The sequence below is a fragment of the Kribbella sp. VKM Ac-2569 genome (genome assembly GCF_004216905.1).
Lineage (GTDB): Bacteria > Actinomycetota > Actinomycetes > Propionibacteriales > Kribbellaceae > Kribbella.
In genome coordinates, this window is the sequence record NZ_SGXJ01000003.1 from 72,311 (window position 1) to 91,365 (window position 19,055).

General features: G+C 69.4%; 17 protein-coding genes. 12 read left to right on the forward strand and 5 right to left on the reverse strand.

Annotation, left to right across the window (positions count from 1 at the left end; translation table 11 throughout):
* Positions 1-58 precede the first annotated feature (58 nt).
* Entirely contained in the window at positions 59-622 is a 564-nt protein-coding gene (locus EV649_RS20640; protein ID WP_130385197.1) for a TetR/AcrR family transcriptional regulator, read from the forward strand.
* On the opposite strand, the gene EV649_RS20645 is transcribed toward EV649_RS20640, so the two are convergent.
* The gene (locus EV649_RS20645) at positions 612-1,799 is read right to left on the reverse strand and encodes a low temperature requirement protein A (protein ID WP_198682606.1); all 1,188 of its coding nucleotides are present in this window, start codon (positions 1,797-1,799) and stop codon (positions 612-614) included. The two genes, EV649_RS20640 and EV649_RS20645, sit on opposite strands and share 11 nt — an antisense overlap.
* Before the next feature lie 127 nt (positions 1,800-1,926).
* Between EV649_RS20645 and EV649_RS20650 the strand changes: the two genes are divergently transcribed.
* From EV649_RS20650 to EV649_RS20675, 6 genes are read left to right on the forward strand one after another with little or no spacing between them, the layout of a single operon-like run.
* On the forward strand, positions 1,927-2,682 hold the full coding sequence (locus tag EV649_RS20650; protein WP_130385198.1) for an SDR family oxidoreductase: 756 nt from the start codon (positions 1,927-1,929) through the stop codon (positions 2,680-2,682).
* Positions 2,683-2,684: 2 nt separating this feature from the next.
* The gene (locus EV649_RS20655) at positions 2,685-2,894 is read left to right on the forward strand and encodes a hypothetical protein (RefSeq protein WP_130385199.1); all 210 of its coding nucleotides are present in this window, start codon (positions 2,685-2,687) and stop codon (positions 2,892-2,894) included.
* Positions 2,887-3,756, forward strand: coding sequence for an RNA polymerase sigma-70 factor (locus tag EV649_RS20660; protein ID WP_130385200.1), 870 nt, complete (start codon positions 2,887-2,889; stop codon positions 3,754-3,756). The genes EV649_RS20655 and EV649_RS20660 overlap by 8 nt, the downstream gene beginning before the upstream one ends.
* A gap of 12 nt (positions 3,757-3,768) precedes the next feature.
* Positions 3,769-4,134: a siderophore-interacting protein gene (locus EV649_RS20665; protein ID WP_130385201.1), complete on the forward strand. Its 366-nt coding sequence runs from the start codon at positions 3,769-3,771 to the stop codon at positions 4,132-4,134.
* A gap of 45 nt (positions 4,135-4,179) precedes the next feature.
* A complete protein-coding gene (locus EV649_RS20670; protein WP_241998477.1) occupies positions 4,180-5,241 on the forward strand; it encodes an LLM class flavin-dependent oxidoreductase in 1,062 nt (353 codons plus the stop codon).
* The gene (locus EV649_RS20675) at positions 5,238-5,909 is read left to right on the forward strand and encodes an NAD(P)-binding domain-containing protein (RefSeq protein WP_130385202.1); all 672 of its coding nucleotides are present in this window, start codon (positions 5,238-5,240) and stop codon (positions 5,907-5,909) included. Before EV649_RS20670 ends, EV649_RS20675 begins: the two co-directional genes overlap by 4 nt.
* 381 nt (positions 5,910-6,290) lie before the next feature.
* On the opposite strand, the gene EV649_RS20685 is transcribed toward EV649_RS20675, so the two are convergent.
* The gene (locus tag EV649_RS20685) at positions 6,291-7,181 is read right to left on the reverse strand and encodes an EamA family transporter (protein ID WP_198682607.1); all 891 of its coding nucleotides are present in this window, start codon (positions 7,179-7,181) and stop codon (positions 6,291-6,293) included.
* Between the two features lie 72 nt (positions 7,182-7,253).
* On the opposite strand from EV649_RS20685, the gene EV649_RS20690 reads away from it, so the two are divergent.
* The gene (locus EV649_RS20690; protein ID WP_130385203.1) at positions 7,254-8,135 is read left to right on the forward strand and encodes a LysR family transcriptional regulator; all 882 of its coding nucleotides are present in this window, start codon (positions 7,254-7,256) and stop codon (positions 8,133-8,135) included.
* 4 nt (positions 8,136-8,139) lie between these two features.
* On the opposite strand, the gene EV649_RS20695 is transcribed toward EV649_RS20690, so the two are convergent.
* A complete protein-coding gene (locus EV649_RS20695; protein WP_130385204.1) occupies positions 8,140-9,870 on the reverse strand; it encodes an FAD-dependent oxidoreductase in 1,731 nt (576 codons plus the stop codon).
* A 135-nt stretch (positions 9,871-10,005) separates the two neighbouring features.
* Here EV649_RS20695 and EV649_RS20700 point away from each other — a divergent pair, with 135 nt between their 5' ends.
* The 4 genes from EV649_RS20700 (at position 10,006) to EV649_RS20715 (ending at position 15,518) form a co-directional block, all read left to right on the forward strand.
* The gene (locus EV649_RS20700; protein ID WP_130385205.1) at positions 10,006-10,716 is read left to right on the forward strand and encodes an alpha/beta hydrolase; all 711 of its coding nucleotides are present in this window, start codon (positions 10,006-10,008) and stop codon (positions 10,714-10,716) included.
* A 90-nt stretch (positions 10,717-10,806) separates the two neighbouring features.
* Positions 10,807-11,298: a sigma-70 family RNA polymerase sigma factor gene (locus tag EV649_RS20705; RefSeq protein ID WP_198682608.1), complete on the forward strand. Its 492-nt coding sequence runs from the start codon at positions 10,807-10,809 to the stop codon at positions 11,296-11,298.
* A gap of 76 nt (positions 11,299-11,374) precedes the next feature.
* Positions 11,375-14,104 (forward strand): LuxR family transcriptional regulator, encoded by a 2,730-nt coding sequence (locus tag EV649_RS20710; RefSeq protein WP_130385207.1) that lies wholly within the window; start codon positions 11,375-11,377, stop codon positions 14,102-14,104.
* A gap of 73 nt (positions 14,105-14,177) precedes the next feature.
* Positions 14,178-15,518, forward strand: coding sequence for an FAD-dependent oxidoreductase (locus EV649_RS20715; RefSeq protein WP_130385208.1), 1,341 nt, complete (start codon positions 14,178-14,180; stop codon positions 15,516-15,518).
* Here EV649_RS20715 and EV649_RS20720 read toward each other — a convergent pair.
* Together EV649_RS20720 and EV649_RS20725 are read right to left on the reverse strand one after the other, a co-directional pair.
* Positions 15,496-16,845 carry a peroxidase family protein gene (locus EV649_RS20720; protein ID WP_130385209.1) on the reverse strand — a complete coding sequence of 450 codons (1,350 nt, stop codon included), beginning with the start codon at positions 16,843-16,845 and terminating at the stop codon, positions 15,496-15,498. The two genes, EV649_RS20715 and EV649_RS20720, sit on opposite strands and share 23 nt — an antisense overlap.
* Positions 16,846-16,924: 79 nt before the next feature.
* Positions 16,925-18,913 (reverse strand): heparinase II/III family protein, encoded by a 1,989-nt coding sequence (locus EV649_RS20725; protein WP_241998479.1) that lies wholly within the window; start codon positions 18,911-18,913, stop codon positions 16,925-16,927.
* Positions 18,914-19,055 lie beyond the last annotated feature (142 nt).

Sequence of the window (19,055 nt, forward strand, 5' to 3'; positions counted from 1 at the left end):
GACATCACCGATGCTACACCCCTGATGTCACTCGATGACATCGGATAAGATCGACCGCATGGGACGGTGGGAGCCGGACGCGGCCGGGCGGCTGCGGGAGGCGGCGATGGCGCTGTACGCCGAGCGCGGGTACGACGGCACAACCGTCGCCGAGATCGCCGATCGGGCCGGGGTCACCGCGCGGACCTTCTTCCGGCACTTCGCGGACAAGCGCGAGGTGCTCTTCGCCGGATCCGAGCAGCTTGAGCGGCACATGGTCGAGGCGCTCGCTGCGGCGCCGGCGGACGCGTCCCCGATGGAGGCGGTGACCGCGGCGGTCCTCGCCACGGCCGAGTTCTTCGACGACATCCGCCGGGACTACTCGCGCCGGCGCGCCGCAGTCATCACGTCGACGCCGGAGCTGCGCGAGCGCGAGCTGATCAAGATGGCCACGCTGACGACGTCGCTCACCGACGGCCTGCTCGAACGCGGGGTCGCCCCGGACGTCGCAGCGCTCGCGGCCGAGACCGGGGTCGCGGTCTTCCGGGTCTCCTTCGAGCGCTGGATCGCCGCGCCCGACGACGTACCGATCGCAGACGTCATCCAGGCGACCCTGAAGACGCTCGCGGGGCTCACCGCCTAGCGTTCCATGAGGCGACGGCGACCACTGCCACGCAGGTCGCGGCCGTCAGCGCGAGGTCCGCGACCGATCCGATGGCTGGTGTCGCCAGCGGCAGCGCGAGCAGGATCACGATGCCCGCGAGCGCCGTACGCAGATGGGCCTTGGACGCATCGGCGATGGATCGGTGCACGCCCCAGAGCAATGCGATGAAGGACGCGGCCGGTACGGCAACCGCGTAGCTTGCAGCGGTGGGGGACAGGTGCAGTTCGTGGCTGGTCTGTTCGACCGCGACCTCGAGTCCGGCGCCGAGCGCGGCCAGCGCCGCGAACAGGCCGTAGTGGCCGTACCCCCAGCGGTACGAGCGGTCCCGCCGGTCCTCGAGCCGCGGCCCGGCCGGGTGCAGGAAATACAGCCACCACAACGCGAACAGGATTACCAGACCGCAGCCCGCAACGGCGATCAACTCGGCGTTGACGTTGGTCTCCTCGACGGCTCGCCGTACGGCGTTGGACGCGGCCAGCACCGCTTCGCCGAGCAGGATGATGGTGAACAGTCCGTACCGTTCCGCGATGTGGTGCGGATGCCAGTGCGTCGCCCGTGGACGTTCGGCCCACAGCGGCACGGACAGCTCCAGGATCGCCAGGGCGATGAAGGCGGCGAGCAGTACGCCGTCGGACGCTCCGGTGTCGGCGAGATACAGCCGCCCGAACCAGCCGAGCTGCAACGCCCCGATCCCGATCGCGTAGCGGAACGCCGTACGCCGGGATGCCGGGTCCTCGATGCCCGCGCGCAACCACAGCGAGATCAGGCCGAGGCGCATGACGAGGTAGCCCGACGTGATCATCAGGTAGTCGCCGTGATCCGCAGCGGCCGGGACGCCTGCGGCGAGAAGCAGTACGCCGGCCATCTGCACCATGGTCAGGAGCCGGTACGCGACGTCGTCGGTGTCGTACGACGACGCGAACCAGGTGAAGTTCATCCACGCCCACCAGATCGCGAAGAACACCTGCAGGAACGGCAGCACGCCCGCGCCGGCGTGACCGTCGGCGATCGTGTGCGCGAACTGCTCGGTGACGGCGGCGATCGCGACCACGAACGTCAGGTCGAACAGCAGTTCGAGGTTGCTGGATGCCCGGTGCGGCTCGTCGATCGGGCGCGCCGTCATCCGCACGCGGATGCGTACCGTGGCTTCGGGCACGGGCGGCTCCTCTCGATGGGCGTCACCGGTAGAGACAGGGCAGGTGCTCCGGATGTGACTGTCACAGGCTGGGTGGGTGCCCTGTCTTATCCAGTGACAGCTCAAGACGAAGCAAAGGGGTTCTGCGATGAAGATCGTCGTGATCGGCGGCACCGGCCTGATCGGTACGAAGCTGGCGACGTTGCTCACCGGGCACGGGCACGAGGTGGTGCCGGCCGCGCCGAGCACCGGCGTCAACACGATCACCGGCGAAGGGCTGGCGGACGTGCTGAAGGGCGCCGACGTGGTCGTCGACGTGGCCAACTCGCCGTCGTTCGAGGCCGGACCGGTGATGGAGTTCTTCAAGACCTCGACCGGGAACCTGCTGCAGGCCGAGGACGAGGCCGGCGTCCGGCACCACGTCGGCATCTCGATCGTCGGCACCGAGCGGCTGCCCGACAACGCCTACTTCGCTGCGAAGATCGCCCAGGAGGAGCTGATCAAGGCGTCCGGCCTGCCGTACTCGCTGGTGCACGCGACCCAGTTCTTCGAGTTCGTCGGCGGGATCGCCGACGAGGGCAACTGGGACGACGGCAAGGTGCACATCGCGCCGGTCGCCTGGCAGCCTATTGCCGGTGAGGACGTTGCCAAGCTCCTCGGCCGGACCGCGGTCGGTGAGCCGTTGAACGCGCGGATCGACATCGCCGGGCCGGACGAGTTCCGGATGGACGAGTTCTTCCGCAAGGCACTGGCCGGGCGCGGTGACACCCGTGAGGTTGTCGCCGACGAGCACGCGCGGTACTTCGGGTCCGAGCTCACCGAGCGCAGCCTGGTCCCGATCGGCGAAGCCACCCTCGGCGAGCTGCACTACGACGAGTGGTACGCCGCGCAGGCCGGGCGATGACCATGGGCAAGGACGACTTCCTGCGCGAGCTGGCCGTGGAGGTCCAGGCCGACATCGAGCTGGACAGGGCGGGCACACCACCTGGCGACGAGGCCGACTGGGTGCTCGACCCGTACGAGGCGCAGGCGGAAACAGCAGACCTGAACAGCTTGCACAGCGCGATCGAGGCACTGGAAACGGATTCGGGGTCGTATCCTCCAGTTGATGACTGACGAGCTCGATGATGCGGTCGCGGTCTTCGACGAGGTGCGGCCGCGGCTGATGGGAATTGCGTACCGGATGCTGGGCAGCCACACCGAGGCCGAGGACCTCGTCCAGGAGGTGTGGCTGCGCTGGCAGGCCGCGGACCGTAGCGCGGTCCAGAGCCCGGTCGCGTACCTGTCGACGGCGGTGACCAGGCTCGCGATCAACGCGAGCCAGTCCGCGCGTGCCCGCCGGGAGACCTACATCGGGCCGTGGCTGCCCGAGCCGGTCGACACCAGCGCCGATCCGTACCTCGGCGCCGAGCGCGGGGAGGCGCTGAGCTTCGCGGTCCTCCTCGTGCTCGAACGGCTGTCGCCCACCGAGCGGGCGGCGTACATCCTGCGGGAGGCCTTCGACTACCCGTACGACGAGTTGGCCGCGATGCTGCAGTCGACCGAGCCGGCGGTGCGCCAGCTCGTCAGCCGGGCGCGCAAGCGGATCCGGGCGGAACGGCGTACCGAGGTGTCCGGAGCGCAGCAGAAGAAGTTGCTGACGGCATTCATCGCGGCGGCGCGGGCGGGTGACGTCGCCGTCCTCGAGGAGCTGCTGGCGCAGGATGCGATCAGCTACTCCGACGGCAACGGTGCGCGGCAGGTGTCGAAGTTCCCGGTGGTCGGGCAGCAGCGGGTGGCGAAGTACTACCGGGCGTTCCACCAGCACTTCTGGATCGGTGTCGAGGTCGAGTTCGGTACGGCGAACGGCCGCGCGGTCGCGATGCTGCGGCGCGACGGCGGCGACGTGTTCGCGGTCTGCACCGTCACCGCGTCGGACGAAGGAATCGACGAGGTGCTGTGGCAGATGAACCCGGCGAAGCTCACCACGGTCGCTTGAGCAGGAGGCGAAGTGTTCAAGCGTGGCGATCACGCTGTCGTGCACCGGTTCGCGACCGCCTGCCGGGCTGGCAGCGTCGGCGCGGTCCGGAGCGTGCTCGCGTCTGAGGTGGTGGCGGTCAGTGACGGCGGCGGTCAGGTGGCTGCCGCGTTGAGCCCGGTCCGCGGTGCCGATCAGGTCGCGCGGTGCGTGACGGAGCTGGTGGGTCCGGAGACCGTGCTGAGTGTGGAGGCCGTCAACGGTGAGCCGGGCGTCGTACTGCGGGTCGTCGGAGGCGTCGTCGCAGTACTGAGTCTGAAGGTGACAGGCGCGAAGGTGTCCACCGTCTGGATCGTCCTGAACCCGGACAAGCTCCGGCACTGGAGCTCCCGGGAATGAACCCCGCTCGGTCTGGTGTTGACGTGTCAACCTAGACTTGTTGTAGTGAGCGGACAGGAGAGTGCGGATATGGCCGAGGTGGCCTTCGGGTTGGACACGTTCGGTGACATCCCGGTGGACGACAGCGGCGCGCCGGTGACGGCCGCGGCGGCGATCCGGCAGGTGGTGGACGAGGCGGTTCTGGCCGACCAGATCGGCGTGGACGCGATCGCGCTCGGCGAGCACCACCGGCCGGAGTTCTCGATCTCGTCCCCGGAGACGGTGCTGGCCGGGATCGCGACCCGGACCTCGAACATCAAGCTCGGGTCGGGCGTGACGGTGCTGAGCTCGGACGACCCGGTGCGGGTGTTCCAGCGGTTCTCGACGGTGGACGCGCTGTCGAACGGGCGCGCAGAGGTGATCCTCGGGCGCGGATCGTTCACCGAGTCCTTCCCGCTGTTCGGGTACGACCTGGCCGACTACGACGTACTGTTCGAGGAGAAGCTGCAGCTGTTCGTGCAGTTGCTCGACGAGAAGCCGGTGACCTGGGAAGGCACCGTGCGGGCGGCGCTGGACAACATCGAGGTCTACCCGAAGACCGAGTCCGGCCGGCTGCAGACGTGGGTCGGGGTCGGCGGGTCGCCGCAGTCCGTGGTGCGTACGGCGTACTACGGGTTGCCGCTGATGCTCGCGATCATCGGCGGGTCGCCGGAGCGGTTCACGCCGTACGTCGATCTCTACAAGCGGGCGGCGCAGCAGTTCGGGACCGTGGCGCATCCGGTCGGGATGCATTCGCCGGGGTTCGTCGCGGAGACCGACGAGCAGGCGAAGGAGATCTACTACGCGCCGTACAAGGTGATGCGCGACCGGATCGGGGCGTTGCGCGGCTGGCCGCCGCTGAAGCGCGAGGAGTTCGAGTCCGAGGTGCTGCACGGATCCATGTACGTCGGTTCGCCGGAGACGGTCGCCCGGCGGATCGCGGACGCGGTGCAGACCCTCGGAGTGGAGCGGTTCGATCTGATCTACTCGGGTGGTCCGCTGCCGGTGAGCGCGCGGCTGAAGGCGGTCGAGCTGTACGGCACGAAGGTGATCCCGTTGGTCCGCGAGATCCTGGCGGAATCCAAGTGACGACGATCGCGATCCTGGGTGCCGGGAAGGTCGGGACGGTGCTGGCGCGGCTGGCGGTCGCGGCCGGGTACCGCGTGCTGATCGCGGGCTCTGGTGACGTCTCGAGGATCGCGCTGATCGTCGAGGTCGTCACGCCCGGCGCCGTGGCCACGACCGCCGCCGAAGCTGTCGCCGAGGCCGATGTCGTGATCCTCGCGCTCCCGCTGGGCAAGCACCGGACCGTCCCGGTCGAGGCCCTGCGCGGCAAGCTGGTGATCGACGCGATGAACTACTGGTGGGAGGTCGACGGTATCCGCGACGACCTCACCGATCCGCGGACGTCGTCCTCGGAGATCGTCCAGCGGTTCCTCCCGGAGTCCCGCGTCGTCAAGGCCTTCAACCACATGGGCTACCACGACCTCGACGAGGGCCCGCGTCCCGCCGGAGCCCCCGGCCGCAAGGCGATCGCGATCGCCGGTGACAAGGCCGACGCGGAGCAGGTGGCCCGGATCGTCGACGCATTCGGCTTCGACCCGGTCCTCGCCGGACCGCTTGCCGAGGGCAAGCGTCTCGAACCGGGCACCGAGCCCTTCGGCGCCAACGTCGACGCCGATGAGCTGCGGGAGATGCTGGCGCGTTTCCCGGACACCGTGCGCGGTCAGGAGATCCAGCAGGCCCGCGCTTCCTAGGGAAGGTTCACCCGCTGGAGGGAGTTCAGCGGGCGGCCGAACTCCTACTGTCGAGGTATGAGGAAGTTTCCCGCGTACGGGGTCGCCGTTCTGATGCTGGGGTACGCCGTCGGCAAGGCGGTGTTCGCCGTCGAAGGGCGGCTGGGGTTCCCTTCGGGGCCGGCGGTTCCGCTGTCCGAGCAGGAGGCGTACTTTCTCAATCCTGCTGTGGCGCAGGCGTTTGCGGCGGTGTCCGGCGTCCTCGGGGCCGCGTTGGCGCTGGCCACCGTGAGTAGGTTCGGCCGTCGGGTGCCGCGGAAGCTGTTGCTGGCAGGCGTTGCGATGCTGGTCCTCGGCGTCGGTGCGGGCGCCGTGGTGATGGTGCTCGACGGGTTCGTCGGGCTAGGCATCGGCTGGCAGTGGTACCACGGCGTCGTCGGGCTGATCATGCTCGTTCTGCTGGCTGCGACGGCTCGCGGCTTTCTCAGCGCCGATGCCGGCGGCGATCACGCCCGCGATGCCGAACGCCTGGAGCAACGTGGGGGACTGGCCGAGCAGGAGCCAGCCGATCATCAAGGCCAGGGCCGGCTCGAGGCTCATCAACGTGCCGAAGACGCCGGCGTCCAGGCGGCGCAGCGCCAGGTACTCGAGGCTGAACGGGATCACCGGTAGCAGAAGCGCCAGACCGAGACCGATGACCACCAACTCCCAGGTCATGACCGGGATCGTGGCGGGCCCGGCGACGGCAGTCGCCACGACCGCGGCGACCGGGAGCGAGACACCCATGCCCTGAAGCCCGGTGACGTTGCTGCCCACATGCTGAGTGAGGACGATGTACGCCGCCCAGCACGCGGCGGCACCGAGCGCGAACAGTACGCCGGGACCGTCGACCGACCCGTGCCACGGCTGAGTCAGGAGCAGTACGCCGGCGAACGCCAACGCCGGCCAGATCAGTCGCCCGCGGCTCCGCAGTACGGCAACCGACAGCGGACCGAGGAACTCGAGCGCGCTCGCCGTACCGAGTGGCAGACGCGCCGCGGCGGCCATGAACAGCAATGTCACGCCCGCGGTCGCGACGCCCAGACCGACCGCGGCCAGGAACGCGTTGCGATCGAACGAGCTCGGCCGCGGACGGAACAGCACCAGCACCATCAGACCCGCGCACACCAGCCGCAGCCAGGCAGCACCTTCGGGACCGACCCGGTCGAACAGCCCGACCGAAGCGGCCAGTCCCAGCTGGACCATCGTCATCGACAGGACCGCGAAGGCGATCCCGGTCTCCCGTGTGCGCATACCGTCCAGTGAAGCTCGCGATTCCGTTCGCGTCCACGTGAGAATTGTGGACACATCGTTCATGATCAATGAATGGATGTACGCCGTCTCGAACTCCTGCTCGCCCTGTCCCGGCTCGGCTCGATGCATGCCGTCTCGGAGGTCCTCGGCGTCACCACCTCCACGGTCTCGCAGCAGATCGCCGCACTCGCCAAAGAGGTCGGCACGCCGCTGCTGGAGCCCGACGGCCGCCGGGTCCGGCTCACCCCGGCCGGCCGCCGGCTCGCCGGTCACGCCGTACACATCCTGGCCGCTCACGAAGCGGCCCGCGCCGACCTCGACCCGTCGGCCGAACCCGCCGGGACCGTCCGCGTCGCCGCCTTCCACACCGCGATCCGCGACACCCTGCTCCCCGTCGTCCACCGGCTTCGGCAGGAGCACCCCGCGGTCCGGCTGGAGATCCAGGAGCAGGAACCACCCGACGCCCTGGCGATGCTCGAGCGCGACCAGGTCGACCTCGCGCTCACCTACGACTACAACCTCGCCCCCGCGGCCCTCGACCCGTCCCTCGAGGCGGCCCCGCTGTGGGAATCCAGTTGGAGTCTGGCCGTCCCGTCCCGCTCCCGCCGCATCCGCGGTACGGCGGTCGACGTCGTCGCAGCCTTCGCCGCCAGCGACTGGATCGTGAACTCCCGCCACCTCGCCGACGAACAGGTTGTCCGCACCATCGCCGCGCTCGCCGGCTTCGAACCGCGCATCACCCAACGCGCCGACAGCCTCCAACTCGTCCAGGAAATGATCACCGCCGGACTCGGCGTCGGCCTGATGCCCGCCACCTACCCGAAAACCACCGGCATCTCGCTGCGCCGCCTCCGCGACCCCGAACCCCGGATGCGGGCCCTCGTCCTGACCCGCAAGGACCGCACCAGTTGGGCGCCCCTGTCCCTCCTCCGGAGCTTCTTGTCCAGGCGGTGAGCTCTCACTCGACCAATTTGCCTTCGGTCGCTACGTGGCGCATCAGTTGGCGCAGTTCGTCGGGGATCGGAGGGATCGGCTCCTTCTCGATTGCGTCCGGGCCCGACCAGACGAGGTTGACCTGGAGCGATTCGTCGAGTTCCGGGTAGTCCGAGCGGTTGTGGCAGCCGCGCGTCTCCCGCCGTACCAAGGCCGCATCGAGGGTCGCCCGCGCGGCCAGCGCCGACGCCTTCAGGTCGAACGCGTGCGCTAGATCCTGGAAGCCGGCGATGTCCGGATGTACGCCGACCTGTGTGATCCGCTCCTCGACCTCGGTCAGCTCCGCGATCCCGGCCCGCAGTCCGTCCTCGTCGCGGACGACACCCGCCCGCGCGGTCATGGTGTCGCGCAGCGCGCGCTGCAGGGCGCGGACGTTCTCCGGTCCGTCGTTCGTCAGCAGGTGGTCGATCTCCGCGCGCGCCTCGCCGACGGCGTCAGCCGAGCGCTGCTGGGCCTGCCGGCCGATCGAGTACTTCGCAGCTTCCTCGGCGACGATACGGCCGAAGACCAGCAGCTCGATCAGCGAGTTGCCGCCGAGCCGGTTCGCGCCGTGCAGTCCGCTCGCGGCCTCGCCGATCGCCCACAGCCCGTCGACGCCGGTGCCGTGGTCCTCGGGACGGACCCACACGCCGCCCATCGAGTAGTGCGCGGTCGGCGCGATCTCGATCGGCTGCTTGGTGATGTCGAGCATCTGCAGCTCGAGCAGCGTCTGGTACACCCGCGGCAGCCGCCGCATGATCGTCTCGCGCGGGAGATGCGACACGTCCAGCCAGACGCCGCCGTTCTGGGTCCCGCGGCCTTCCTTGATCTCCGTGTACTCCGCGAGCGCGACCCGGTCCCGCGTGGACAGTTCCATCCGCTCGGCGTCGTACCGCGCCATGAATCGCTCGCCGAGGGCGTTGCGCAGCTGGCCGCCCTCGCCGCGGGCCGCCTCGGAGACGAGCGTGCCCGCCGCGTTCTCGGGCTCGATCAGGCCGGACGGGTGGAACTGGACGAGCTCGGGGTCGCGCAGCTTCCCGCCCGCGAGGACCGCGAGCCGGAACGCGTCACCGGTGTTCTCGTCGCGGCGGGACGACGTACGGCGCCAGATCCGGGTGTGACCGCCGGCGGCCAGGATCACCGCGTCGGCATGGATCACGTACCGCCGGCCGGTCGTCAGGTCGAAACCGTAGGCGCCGAAGACCGCGTTGTCCTTCACCAGGATCCGGGTCACGTAGACGGTGTCCAGGATCGGTACGCCGAGCTGGACCGCCCGGTTGATCAACGTGCGCTGGATCTCCAGCCCGGTGTAGTCGCCGGCGAACGCGGTCCGGCGGTAGGTGTGCGCGCCGAAGAACCGCTGCGAGATCCGGCCGTCGGCCTCGCGGGCGAACGGCATACCCCAGCGTTCGAGGTCCTCGATCCCGCGCGCGGCGCCCTGGGCGACGATCTGCACGGTGACCGGGTTCGCGAGCAGGTAGCTCTCCTGGAGTGTGTCGGCCGCGTGCTGCTGCCAGGTGTCCTGGGCGTCCATGGTGGCGAGCGCCGCGTTGATACCACCGGCGGCCAGCGAGGTGTGCGCGTCGGAGCGCGGGCGTTTGCCGAGGGCAAGGACTTCGACCCCCTGTTCGGCCAGTTCGATCGCCGCCCGAAGCCCGGCACCGCCGGTCCCGATCACCAGGACCGAGGTGGCGATCTGCTGTTCGGCGATGCTCATGTGTTCTCCTTCGCGAGTGTTGGGTGGACTCACTAACCAGGACACCGCAGCGTGGCGTTCTGTGACTGTCTCCCCGGTCACAACTTGCCTGTCTGTCCGGTCTCATCGAGTAGTCCGAGGGAAAAGGAGAACCCCATGAGTGAGAATCCGGTCGTCGTCCTGGTGCACGGCGCGTTCGCCGAGTCGGCCAGCTGGAACGGCGTCGTCGAGCGGCTGCAGGCACGGTCGATCGAAACGGTCGCGGTGGCCAACTCGCTGCGCAGCCTCGAAGGTGACGCGCAGTACGTCCGCGACGTCATCGCCGGTATCGGGAAGCCTGTGGTCCTGGTCGCGCATTCGTACGGTGGCATGGTGATCACGCAGGCCGCGGCGGACAACGACGCGGTCACGGCGCTCGTCTACGTCTGCGCGTTCGCACCGGACCACGGCGAGACCGCGTTCCAGTTGTCGTTGCAGTTCCCGGGCAGCACGCTCGGCGACGCACTGAATGCGTATCCGGTCAGCACCGGAGGCAACGAGCTCGCGATCCGCAAGGACGTGTTCCGTCAGCAGTTCTGCGCCGACGTACCTGCCGACCAGGCCGCGCTGATGGCCGCGACCCAGCGTCCGGCGACCGAGGCCGCGCTGACTGCCGGTCTGCCCACGTCGACGCCGGCGTGGAAGACGATCCCGTCCTGGTTCGTGTTCAGCGACCAGGACCTGAACATCCCGGTAGCCCTGCACCGCTTCCTCGCCGAGCGTGCGGGCGCGAAGGACACCCGCGAGATCGCCGGTGCCTCGCACGCCCTGAGCGTCTCCCAGCCGGAGGCGGTGACCGCCACGATCCTGGACGCCCTGGGCGCCTGACCACGGGCTCGACCACGGGGTTTCCAGGGCGCGGACCCCGTGGTCGACGGCCGACGCTGAAGGTGTTCCCCAGCGTCAGGAGGCCGGATCGTGAGTACGGCGGGGTTGGACGAGTTCCTGCAGGCGCGGCCGCGGTTGTTCCGGATCGCGTGCCGGATCGCCGGTAATCCGCACGAGGCCGAGGAGCTGGTTCAGGATGTCTGGGTGCGCTGGCAGCGGACGGACCGGTCGGCGGTCGCTGATCCGCAGGCGTTCCTCGCGACGGTGGCGTTGCGGCTCGCGATCAACCTCGTCCAGTCGGCACGGCGGCGGCACGAGACAGCGGTCGGGCCGTGGTTCTCGGACGAGCGGGTGGCGACGGGGGCCGACCCACAGGTGTACGCCGAGAACCGGGAGGCGTTCGCGGTCGCCGTACAGCTCTTGAACGATCGCCTCTCACCGGCCGAGCGAGCGACGTACGTACTGAGAGAAGGCTTCGACTATCCGTATCGCGAGATCGCGGAGATGCTCCGGATCGGCGCGCCGAATGCGCGGCAACTCGTGAAGCGGGCCCGCGATCGGCTGGCGCAGGAAGCGGTCTGATTCGCATTTTCGACACCCGAAGTTCCTGTACCCGGATCACCGTTCCCACGTAGCCTCTGACGAGGGGGTGGGAGCGATGACCAGCACAGCGCCGGAGCTGCGTGGGCGACGGGCGGAATCTGCACGCCTGGACCATGTCGTGGCCGGTGTGCGCTCCGGTACGGGGCAGGTGCTGGTTGTCCGCGGGGAGGCCGGGATCGGGAAGTCGGCGCTGCTCGAGTACCTGGTCGGCCGGGCCGAGGGCTGCCGCGTGGCGCGCGCGTCCGGGGTCGAGTCGGAGATGGAGCTGCCGTTCGCCGGCCTGCATCAGTTGTGCCTTCCGTTGCTCAATCTCAGCGACCGGCTTCCGGGTCCGCAGCGCGCGGCGCTCGAGGTTGCCTTCGGGTTGAGTAGCGGGGGACCGCCGGACCGGTTCCTGATCGGTGCGGCGACGTTGAGTTTGTTGTCTGCGGCTTCCGATCGGGAGCCGCTGCTGTGTGTCGTCGACGACGCGCAATGGCTGGACCAGGCGTCGGTCCAGACGCTGACGTTCGTCGGGCGCCGGCTGTTCGCCGATCGCATCGGCGTGGTGTTCTCGCTGCGCGAGCCGGTGACCGGACCGGAGTGGCGCGGGTTCCCGGAGTTGCCGATCAGCGGCCTTGCCGACGAGTACGCCGGCTCGCTGCTGGACTCCGTCGTACCGGGACGGCTGGACGGATCAGTTCGCGACCGGATCGTGGCCGAGACGCGGGGTAATCCGCTCGCGTTGATGGAGTTGCCGCGGGGACTGACCGCGGCACAGTTGGCCGGTGGGTTCGAGCGCCCTGACGCCCGGCCGTTGGCGAATCAGATCGAGCAGAACTTCGCGCTCCGAGTGCACGCGTTCCCGCCCGACACCCAGCGGCTGCTGCTGACCGCGGCCGCCGAGCCCGTCGGAGACGTGCCGCTGCTCGTTCGCGCCCTGACGCTGCTCGGCGTGCCGCTGAGTATGGCGGCACCGGCGGAAGCAGCTGGGTTGATCGATATCGCAGCCAGGGTCCGGTTCCGGCATCCGCTCGTCCGGTCGGCGACGTACCGGGCCGCGGATCCCGCCGATCGGCGCGCCGTCCACCAGGCGCTCGCCGAGGCGATCGATCCGGAACTCGATCCCGATCGGCGGGCCTGGCACCGGGCGCAGGGTGCCGACGGTCCGGACGAGGACGTCGCGGCCGAGCTGGTGAGCTCGGCGGACCGGGCGCAACGCCGCGGCGGCATGGCGGCCTCGTCGGCGTTCCTCCAGCGCGCGACCGAGCTGACGCCGGACCCGGCCACGCGCTCGATCCGCGCTCTGCTCGCAGCCCAGGCGAGCCTGGCAGCGGGCGCCTTCGACACAGCCCTGCGACTCCTGAACACCGCGGGGGAAGGGCCGGTCAACGGTCTGCACCAGGCCCGCGTGAACCTGATGCGTGCCCAACTGACGTTTGCCTCCGGCCACAGCTTGGAGGCTCCACCGCTGCTGCTCGAGGCCGCTCGAAGGCTCGAGCCGCTCGACCTCGGCCTGGCCCGCGACACTTACCTGAACGCCCTCGCAGCCAGCCTGTTCGCTGGGCGCTTCGGCCGGGACACCGGGATCGCCTACATCGCCCGCGCGGCGAAGGCCGTGCCTCGGCTCGAGCAGCCACGCAAGCACGACGTGCTGTACGACGCGGTGACGACGCTGTTCGCCGACGGCTCCGAGGCCGCGGTGCCCCCGGCACGCGAGGCGATGCGTGCGTTCAGGACCGGGCCGGACGAGGACCTGCCGTGGCTCTGGCAGGCGGCGGCGCTGGCCGTTCACCTGTGGGACGACGAGAACTGGGAGCATCTCACTGCCCGGCTCGAGCGGATCGCCAGGGATGCCGGGAACCTCAACGAGCTCCCGCTGGTCCTGCACCACCGCGCCGTGCTGCACACCCTGACCGGTGAGTTCTCGGCCGTCGCCGCGATGCTCGCCGAGATCAAGACGATCAGCGACGCGACCGGCGTCGGCCTGGGACCGTACGGCGACATCTTCCTGGCCGCGTGGCGTGGCCGGCACGACCACGCGGCACCGTTGATCGCCAACGGCCTGGCGGAGTCCACGATCCGGGGCGAGGGCGGTGCGGTGTCCAACGCGCACCTGACCAGTGCGATCCTGCTCAACGGACTGGCCCAGTACCCGGCGGCGTTGGAGTCCGCGCTGGCCGCCGCGGCGTACCCGGACGAGCATGGTGTGGCGAGCCTGGCGCTGGCCGAGGTGATCGAAGCGGCGGTCCGTGTCGGTCGGCCCGACTCCGCGGCGGAGGCCTACGAGCTGCTGAGTGAGTCCGCGGAGCCGAACGGTACCGACTGGGGGCTCGGGATCCTGGCCCGGGCGACCGGCTTGCGGTTGACGGGGAGAGCTGCGGAGGCGGCGTACCAGGAAGCGGTCGAGCGGCTGAGCCGGACGCGGATGCGGATGGACCTGGCCCGCACGCATCTGGTGTACGGCGAATGGTTGCGTCGGGAAGGTCGTCGTCAGGACGCGCGTGGGCAGCTGCGGATGGCGTACAAGTTGTTCTCGGCGGCTGGTGCGGCCGCGTTCGCGGAGCGTGCCGGTCGGGAGCTCGCGGCGACGGGGGAGGTGCTCGACGAGCGTCGTACGGCGGACAGCTCCGGCCGCGACTCGTTGACCGCACAGGAGGCGCACATCGCCGAGCTGGCCGGTGCCGGTCTGACCAACGCCGAGATCGGTGCGCAGATGTTCCTCAGCCAGCACACTGTCGAGTGGCATCTGCGGAAAGTCTTCGCCAAGCTGGGCATCACGTCCCGGAAACAGCTCCGCCCCTAGGTTCTGTCTGGTGATGTCACATCCGGCCGGGCCGACGTGTCTTACCTTCGAGAGTCGACGGACGGAGAGTGCAGTGCGCAGGATCTTGGTGGTGGGCGGCGGGTACGCCGGTTTCTACACGGCGTGGAGGCTGGAGAAGAAGCTGCGGCGCGGTGAGGCCGAGGTGGTCGTCGTCGACCCGCGGCCCTACATGACGTACCAGCCGTTCCTGCCCGAGGTGGTCGCCGGTTCCGTGGAGGCCCGGCACGCGGCGGTGTCGCTGCGCCGGAACCTGAAGCACACGAGGGTCGTGGCCGGCATGGTCACCGGCATCTCGCACGCGGACAAGACGGTGACGATCCACCCGGCGGATGGGCCGGACTACCAGCTGACGTACGACGTGATCGCCGTGACCGCCGGTGCGGTGACGCGGACGTTCGACGTACCGGGGGTGGCCGATCGGGCGATCGGGATGAAGCACGTCGAGGAGGCCGTGGCGATCCGGGACCGGATGTTCACCGCGTTCGACGAGGCGGCCGGGCTTGCGCCGGGGCCGCAGCGGAGCAAGCTGCTGACGGTCACGTTCGTGGGCGGCGGGTTCTCCGGGGTCGAAGGGTTCGCCGAGCTGCTGTCGCTGGCGCGGGCGTTGCTGAAGAAGTACCCCGAGCTGTCCGAGGACGACCTCGCGTTCCACCTGGTCGAGGCGACCGGGCGGATCCTGCCGGAGGTGAGCGACCGGCCGGGCGAGTGGGTGGTGAAGATGCTCGAGAAGCGCGGCGCGGTCGTGCACCTGAACACCTCGATGCAGTCGGCCGACGACGGGCACGTGGTGCTGTCGGACGGGACGGAGTTCGACTCGGAGCTGATCGTGTGGACCGCGGGCAACGCCGCGACCCGGCTGCTGCGGAACCACACCGACCTGCCGCACAACGAGCGTGGCCTGGTCCAGGTGCGGGCGGATCTGCGGATCGGTACCGAGACCGAGGTGATCCCGGACGCGTGGGCGGCCGGAGACGACGCGGCGGTGCCCGACCTGGCGGCGCCCACGAAGGGTGCGTATACGGTGCCGAACGCGCAGAACGCCGTACGGCAAGGGAAGCTGCTGGCGAAGAACCTGCTGCGGTCGCTGCGCGGGCGGGAGCCGAAGAACTACCGGCACAGCAGCCTGGGGGTGATCGCGACGCTCGGCCTCGGAACCGGGATCTTCCAGTACAAGCGGATCGTCATCAAGGGCCTGCTGGCCTGGCTGATGCACCGCGGGTACCACGTCCTCGCGGTCCCGACGTGGGACCGGAAGATGCGGGTGCTGTCGATCTGGCTGGTGGCGCTCTTCTACGGCCGCGACATCGTGTCGCTGGCCTCGGTCCAGAGCCCGCGCGATGCGTTCCAGACCGAGGCCAAGGCACGGTCGCTCAGTGTGAGCCGGCCGGGATGAGCAGGTCGGTCAGGCCGAACGCCCCGCCGGCGGCCGGCAGGTTCGGCTGCCAGTCCGGTTCGAGACTGAGGTAGCTGGCCGGGTCCGCTCGGAGCAGCCCGATCAGTACTTCGGCGACGATCCGACCGCCGACCGGCCCGAGGCGGTCACCGTCACCGAGGTACTCGGACTCCTTCAGGATGTAGAACCACAGCGGCGTACCGCCCGGCCAGGTGCCTTCGGTGAGCGGCGGTACGCCGAGGAGCTTGGCGACCTCCTCGCCACTCGGCAGACCGGTCGTGTCACCGCGCAGCAGATCGCGGACCGCGAGGGACTTGTACGCGGTCTCGTCGACAGCGCCCGTGACCTGCTCCGGCAGACCGATCAGGCTTGCGGCGAGCCGGCCGTCGAGGCGCTTGGCCCGCTGCGCCGGCGGATGTCCTGGTACGTCGAACACCTGCGTGAGATCGAGCCGCTGCCGCGCCGGCCCGAACCCGACCAGATCGGGGAACAACGGCAACTCGGGACCGCCCTCGACCAGTCGGTATGTGTGCCGGATCTGACCGTGCCCGTAGCGGTACGCTGCATCCGCGAACTCCAGCGGGATGAACGCCTGCAGTGACTCCGGCGCGAACCACTTCCCGCCGTCCTCGAGTACCTCGTCCACCAACGACCGCCCGACCAGTCGCGGCAGGAAGTCGTGGACGACGATCCACTGGTAATGCCAGGTGAGCGTGACCCGTGCCTGCTCGAACATGTCCTCCTCGGGTACGCCGCTCGCCCGCAGATTGTCGACGATCCGGTTGTGCGCCTGGAGAAGCGCGACATGGAGAGTCAGCGAGAACAGGTGGACGTCGTTGCGCGGGTCACCGATCAGCGCCACGCCCTGTGGATTTCGCGGTACGTCGTACCCGCCGGCGCCGAGCAGGAACTTGGCGGGGTCGTGCAGATCGAACAGGTACGGCGCACCGATCGGCCCGTCGGCGTACAGCATCTCGAGGTTGAGCCGCGGCGAGCGGGCGTTCCGCAACGCGTCGGTGCTGACTCCTCCCGCGATCGGCGACCGGTCCGCGGTGGTGTCGTGCGCCAGCAACTGCCCGAAGAACGGCCAGCCGGCGGCCTGCTCGGCGTCGTCCCCGGGCCCAGGATCCAGCGCGGCCCCGAGATCGAGCGCCGCCGCGCCGTCACAGATCCCGCCGTCGGCGCCCGCCCGCATCAGCACGTGCGGATCCGTCCCCAATGGCTCCAGGTCCGGAAACATCCGCCCGTACCGCGCCCCGCCAGTCGGCCGATCCACGCTGCGCACCGGACTCAAGCAGTGGTCCCGCGCCGCCGGATGCCTACTCATCCACAACCTCCCGAAGAATCGAATCAACAGAAGAGACAAGGCAGGTACGACGGTTGTGACCGCACACCGGCGACATCGCTCAGCTGATGCGGGCGAGGCGGCCGTCCTGCTGGACCCGGACGGTCGTCTTGCGGGTGCCGACGGTCAGGTCGACGAAGAACATGCCGCTGACGGTTCGGGTCTTGTAGGTGACGGTTTCGGTCGAGCCTGCCGGGACGATCGCGGACAGGATGGTCGCGGTCGTCCCGTTGCGGTTGAACTTGACCACCGGGGCCGACTGGCGGTGGAAGATGTCGGGGTAGTACCAGCCTTGGACCGGGTCCTGCTGGCCCTGGACGACGGTGATGCCGTCGGCGGCCGGCTGTTGCTGGTACGGGATCTGCAGCAGGTACGTCTTGGACTTGTCACCGGGCTTCGCGGCGACTGCAGCTGTGGCGGATTGGACCTTCACCTTCTGGTCCGGTGCGAGGTGCCAGAGCGTCTCGTACCGCTGGGTGTCGGTCGCCTGGCCGCGGTCGAGCGTGATGATCAGGTCGGGATCCTTGAGCACGAGTACGTCGCGCTTCCGGGTCACGCCCGGCGCGGGTGAATCAGCCAGCGAATACGACTCCCACGTCGGCGTGATCGACGCGCGAACCAGTTGCGTCGCCACGCTCACGGTGTTCGCCGACGGGATGGTCATCACGTTGTGCGCGGCCTGGCTCTTCGACCACGCCTGCCACTTGTCGAGCTGGTACCCGGAGTGCCCCGGGTCGATCAGCACGTCCCGGCCGTGGGACGAGTACGTGATCGACATGTGGTCGTCATGACCGTGCAGTGCCCGCGCAGCGCCGTACCGGATGCTGTACGTCGACTCCTGCGCGAACGGCCGCGTCTCTCCCCACCCGGTTCGGCCGAAGATGTAGCCGGCGTCAAAGACCGCGACCCGCTTGGACGGCCTCGCCCCCTTCTTCCCGAGCGAGGCGACGTAGTCGAGCGCGGTACCGGCCGCACCGGTCGGCTTCTGCCGTACGGCGTCACCGACCTGCTGCAGCTCACCCGTGGACTTCGTCGCGAGCGCCAGCCACTCCGACAGGACGGCCCGCCGCTGCGCGATCACCGGTCCGGGGTTCGACCCGCACCGCTGCAGGGCGGTCGTCGCACGACCCCACAGCAGGTAGTTGAACATCGCGTACCCGACCGACTGCTCGTTCGTGGAGCCCTGCGTGTCGATCGCCTTCGTGATGGCCTGCGACAGCCGGTCCACGGCCAGCGTCTTCAGCTCCGGCCGCTTCAGCGTGCACCCGACGCCGAACAGTGCGATGCTCTCGTCCGTCCCGTGGTTCGACGGCCCGCTCCAGTTCACGATCATGAACTGCGCATGGTCGACGATCGCCTTGTCGAGCCAGGCGTACTGCGTGGGTAGCGAGCTGACCCTCAACCCGGTGAGGACGGCTTGGCGGGCGCACAGCAGCACGTTGGTGCGGTGCATCGTGGCCTCCCACGCGCCGACATCGCCCTTCCAGGTGTACGGGTTGTCCTGCACCCAGTCGTGGATGATCGCCATCACGTGCGTCAGCGCCTTGCGATCACCGCGTTGCCCGGCGGTGATGCCGTTGCCCAGCCAGCGCAGCGAGTGCAGCCACATGTACCAGCTCGGCTTCTTGTACGGGTCGGAGCGCCAGTTGATGTCGCCGCTCCCGTTGCCGACCTTGTACGGCGGATCGTCGCCCCAGGAGAACGTGTCGTTCATCAGCATCGACAGCGGGACGCTCGACTCGATGCCGCTGAAGCCGGGGCATTCGTACGTGCCGGTGTTCGCGACCGGGGTCGACGGCGGGGGAGTGGCCGGGGTGTCGACGCCCGGCAGCGGCTCCTCGCTCGAGGTCGAGTCGGGAACGCTCGGCCTCGGGGCGGGTCGCGGGCTGGGAGTCGACGGCGTCGGGGATCCGGTGGGCGTCGTACTGCGGTCGCGAGCGCCTGGCATCAGCACGAAGACGGCACCGGCGAAGGCGACGCCGCAGACCAGGACGCAGGCAAGCGTCAGCGCGACCGTAGTCCCAAGCCGTCGTTTCGACTGTGCAGCCACCCGCCCCCCTCTCCACCCCAAGAACGCTCCGAACCACCCGATTCGTTGCGTCCGGCCCCGGTTCGATTGCAACGCGGACAAGCGATTTCTTCAAGCCACGCCACGCCTGCCCCAGGAAAGCTACCCGCAGGAGTGAAACCCC

Coding starts and splice junctions, on each gene's coding strand:
- EV649_RS20640 (WP_130385197.1), top strand. CDS start 59: ATGGGACGGTGGGAGCCGGACGCGGCCGGGCGGCTGCGGGAGGCGGCG.
- EV649_RS20710 (WP_130385207.1), top strand. CDS start 11,375: ATGACCAGCACAGCGCCGGAGCTGCGTGGGCGACGGGCGGAATCTGCA.
- EV649_RS20695 (WP_130385204.1), bottom strand. CDS start 9,870: ATGAGCATCGCCGAACAGCAGATCGCCACCTCGGTCCTGGTGATCGGG.
- EV649_RS20650 (WP_130385198.1), top strand. CDS start 1,927: ATGAAGATCGTCGTGATCGGCGGCACCGGCCTGATCGGTACGAAGCTG.
- EV649_RS20700 (WP_130385205.1), top strand. CDS start 10,006: ATGAGTGAGAATCCGGTCGTCGTCCTGGTGCACGGCGCGTTCGCCGAG.
- EV649_RS20690 (WP_130385203.1), top strand. CDS start 7,254: ATGGATGTACGCCGTCTCGAACTCCTGCTCGCCCTGTCCCGGCTCGGC.
- EV649_RS20660 (WP_130385200.1), top strand. CDS start 2,887: ATGACTGACGAGCTCGATGATGCGGTCGCGGTCTTCGACGAGGTGCGG.
- EV649_RS20685 (WP_198682607.1), bottom strand. CDS start 7,181: ATGCGCACACGGGAGACCGGGATCGCCTTCGCGGTCCTGTCGATGACG.
- EV649_RS20655 (WP_130385199.1), top strand. CDS start 2,685: ATGGGCAAGGACGACTTCCTGCGCGAGCTGGCCGTGGAGGTCCAGGCC.
- EV649_RS20720 (WP_130385209.1), bottom strand. CDS start 16,845: ATGAGTAGGCATCCGGCGGCGCGGGACCACTGCTTGAGTCCGGTGCGC.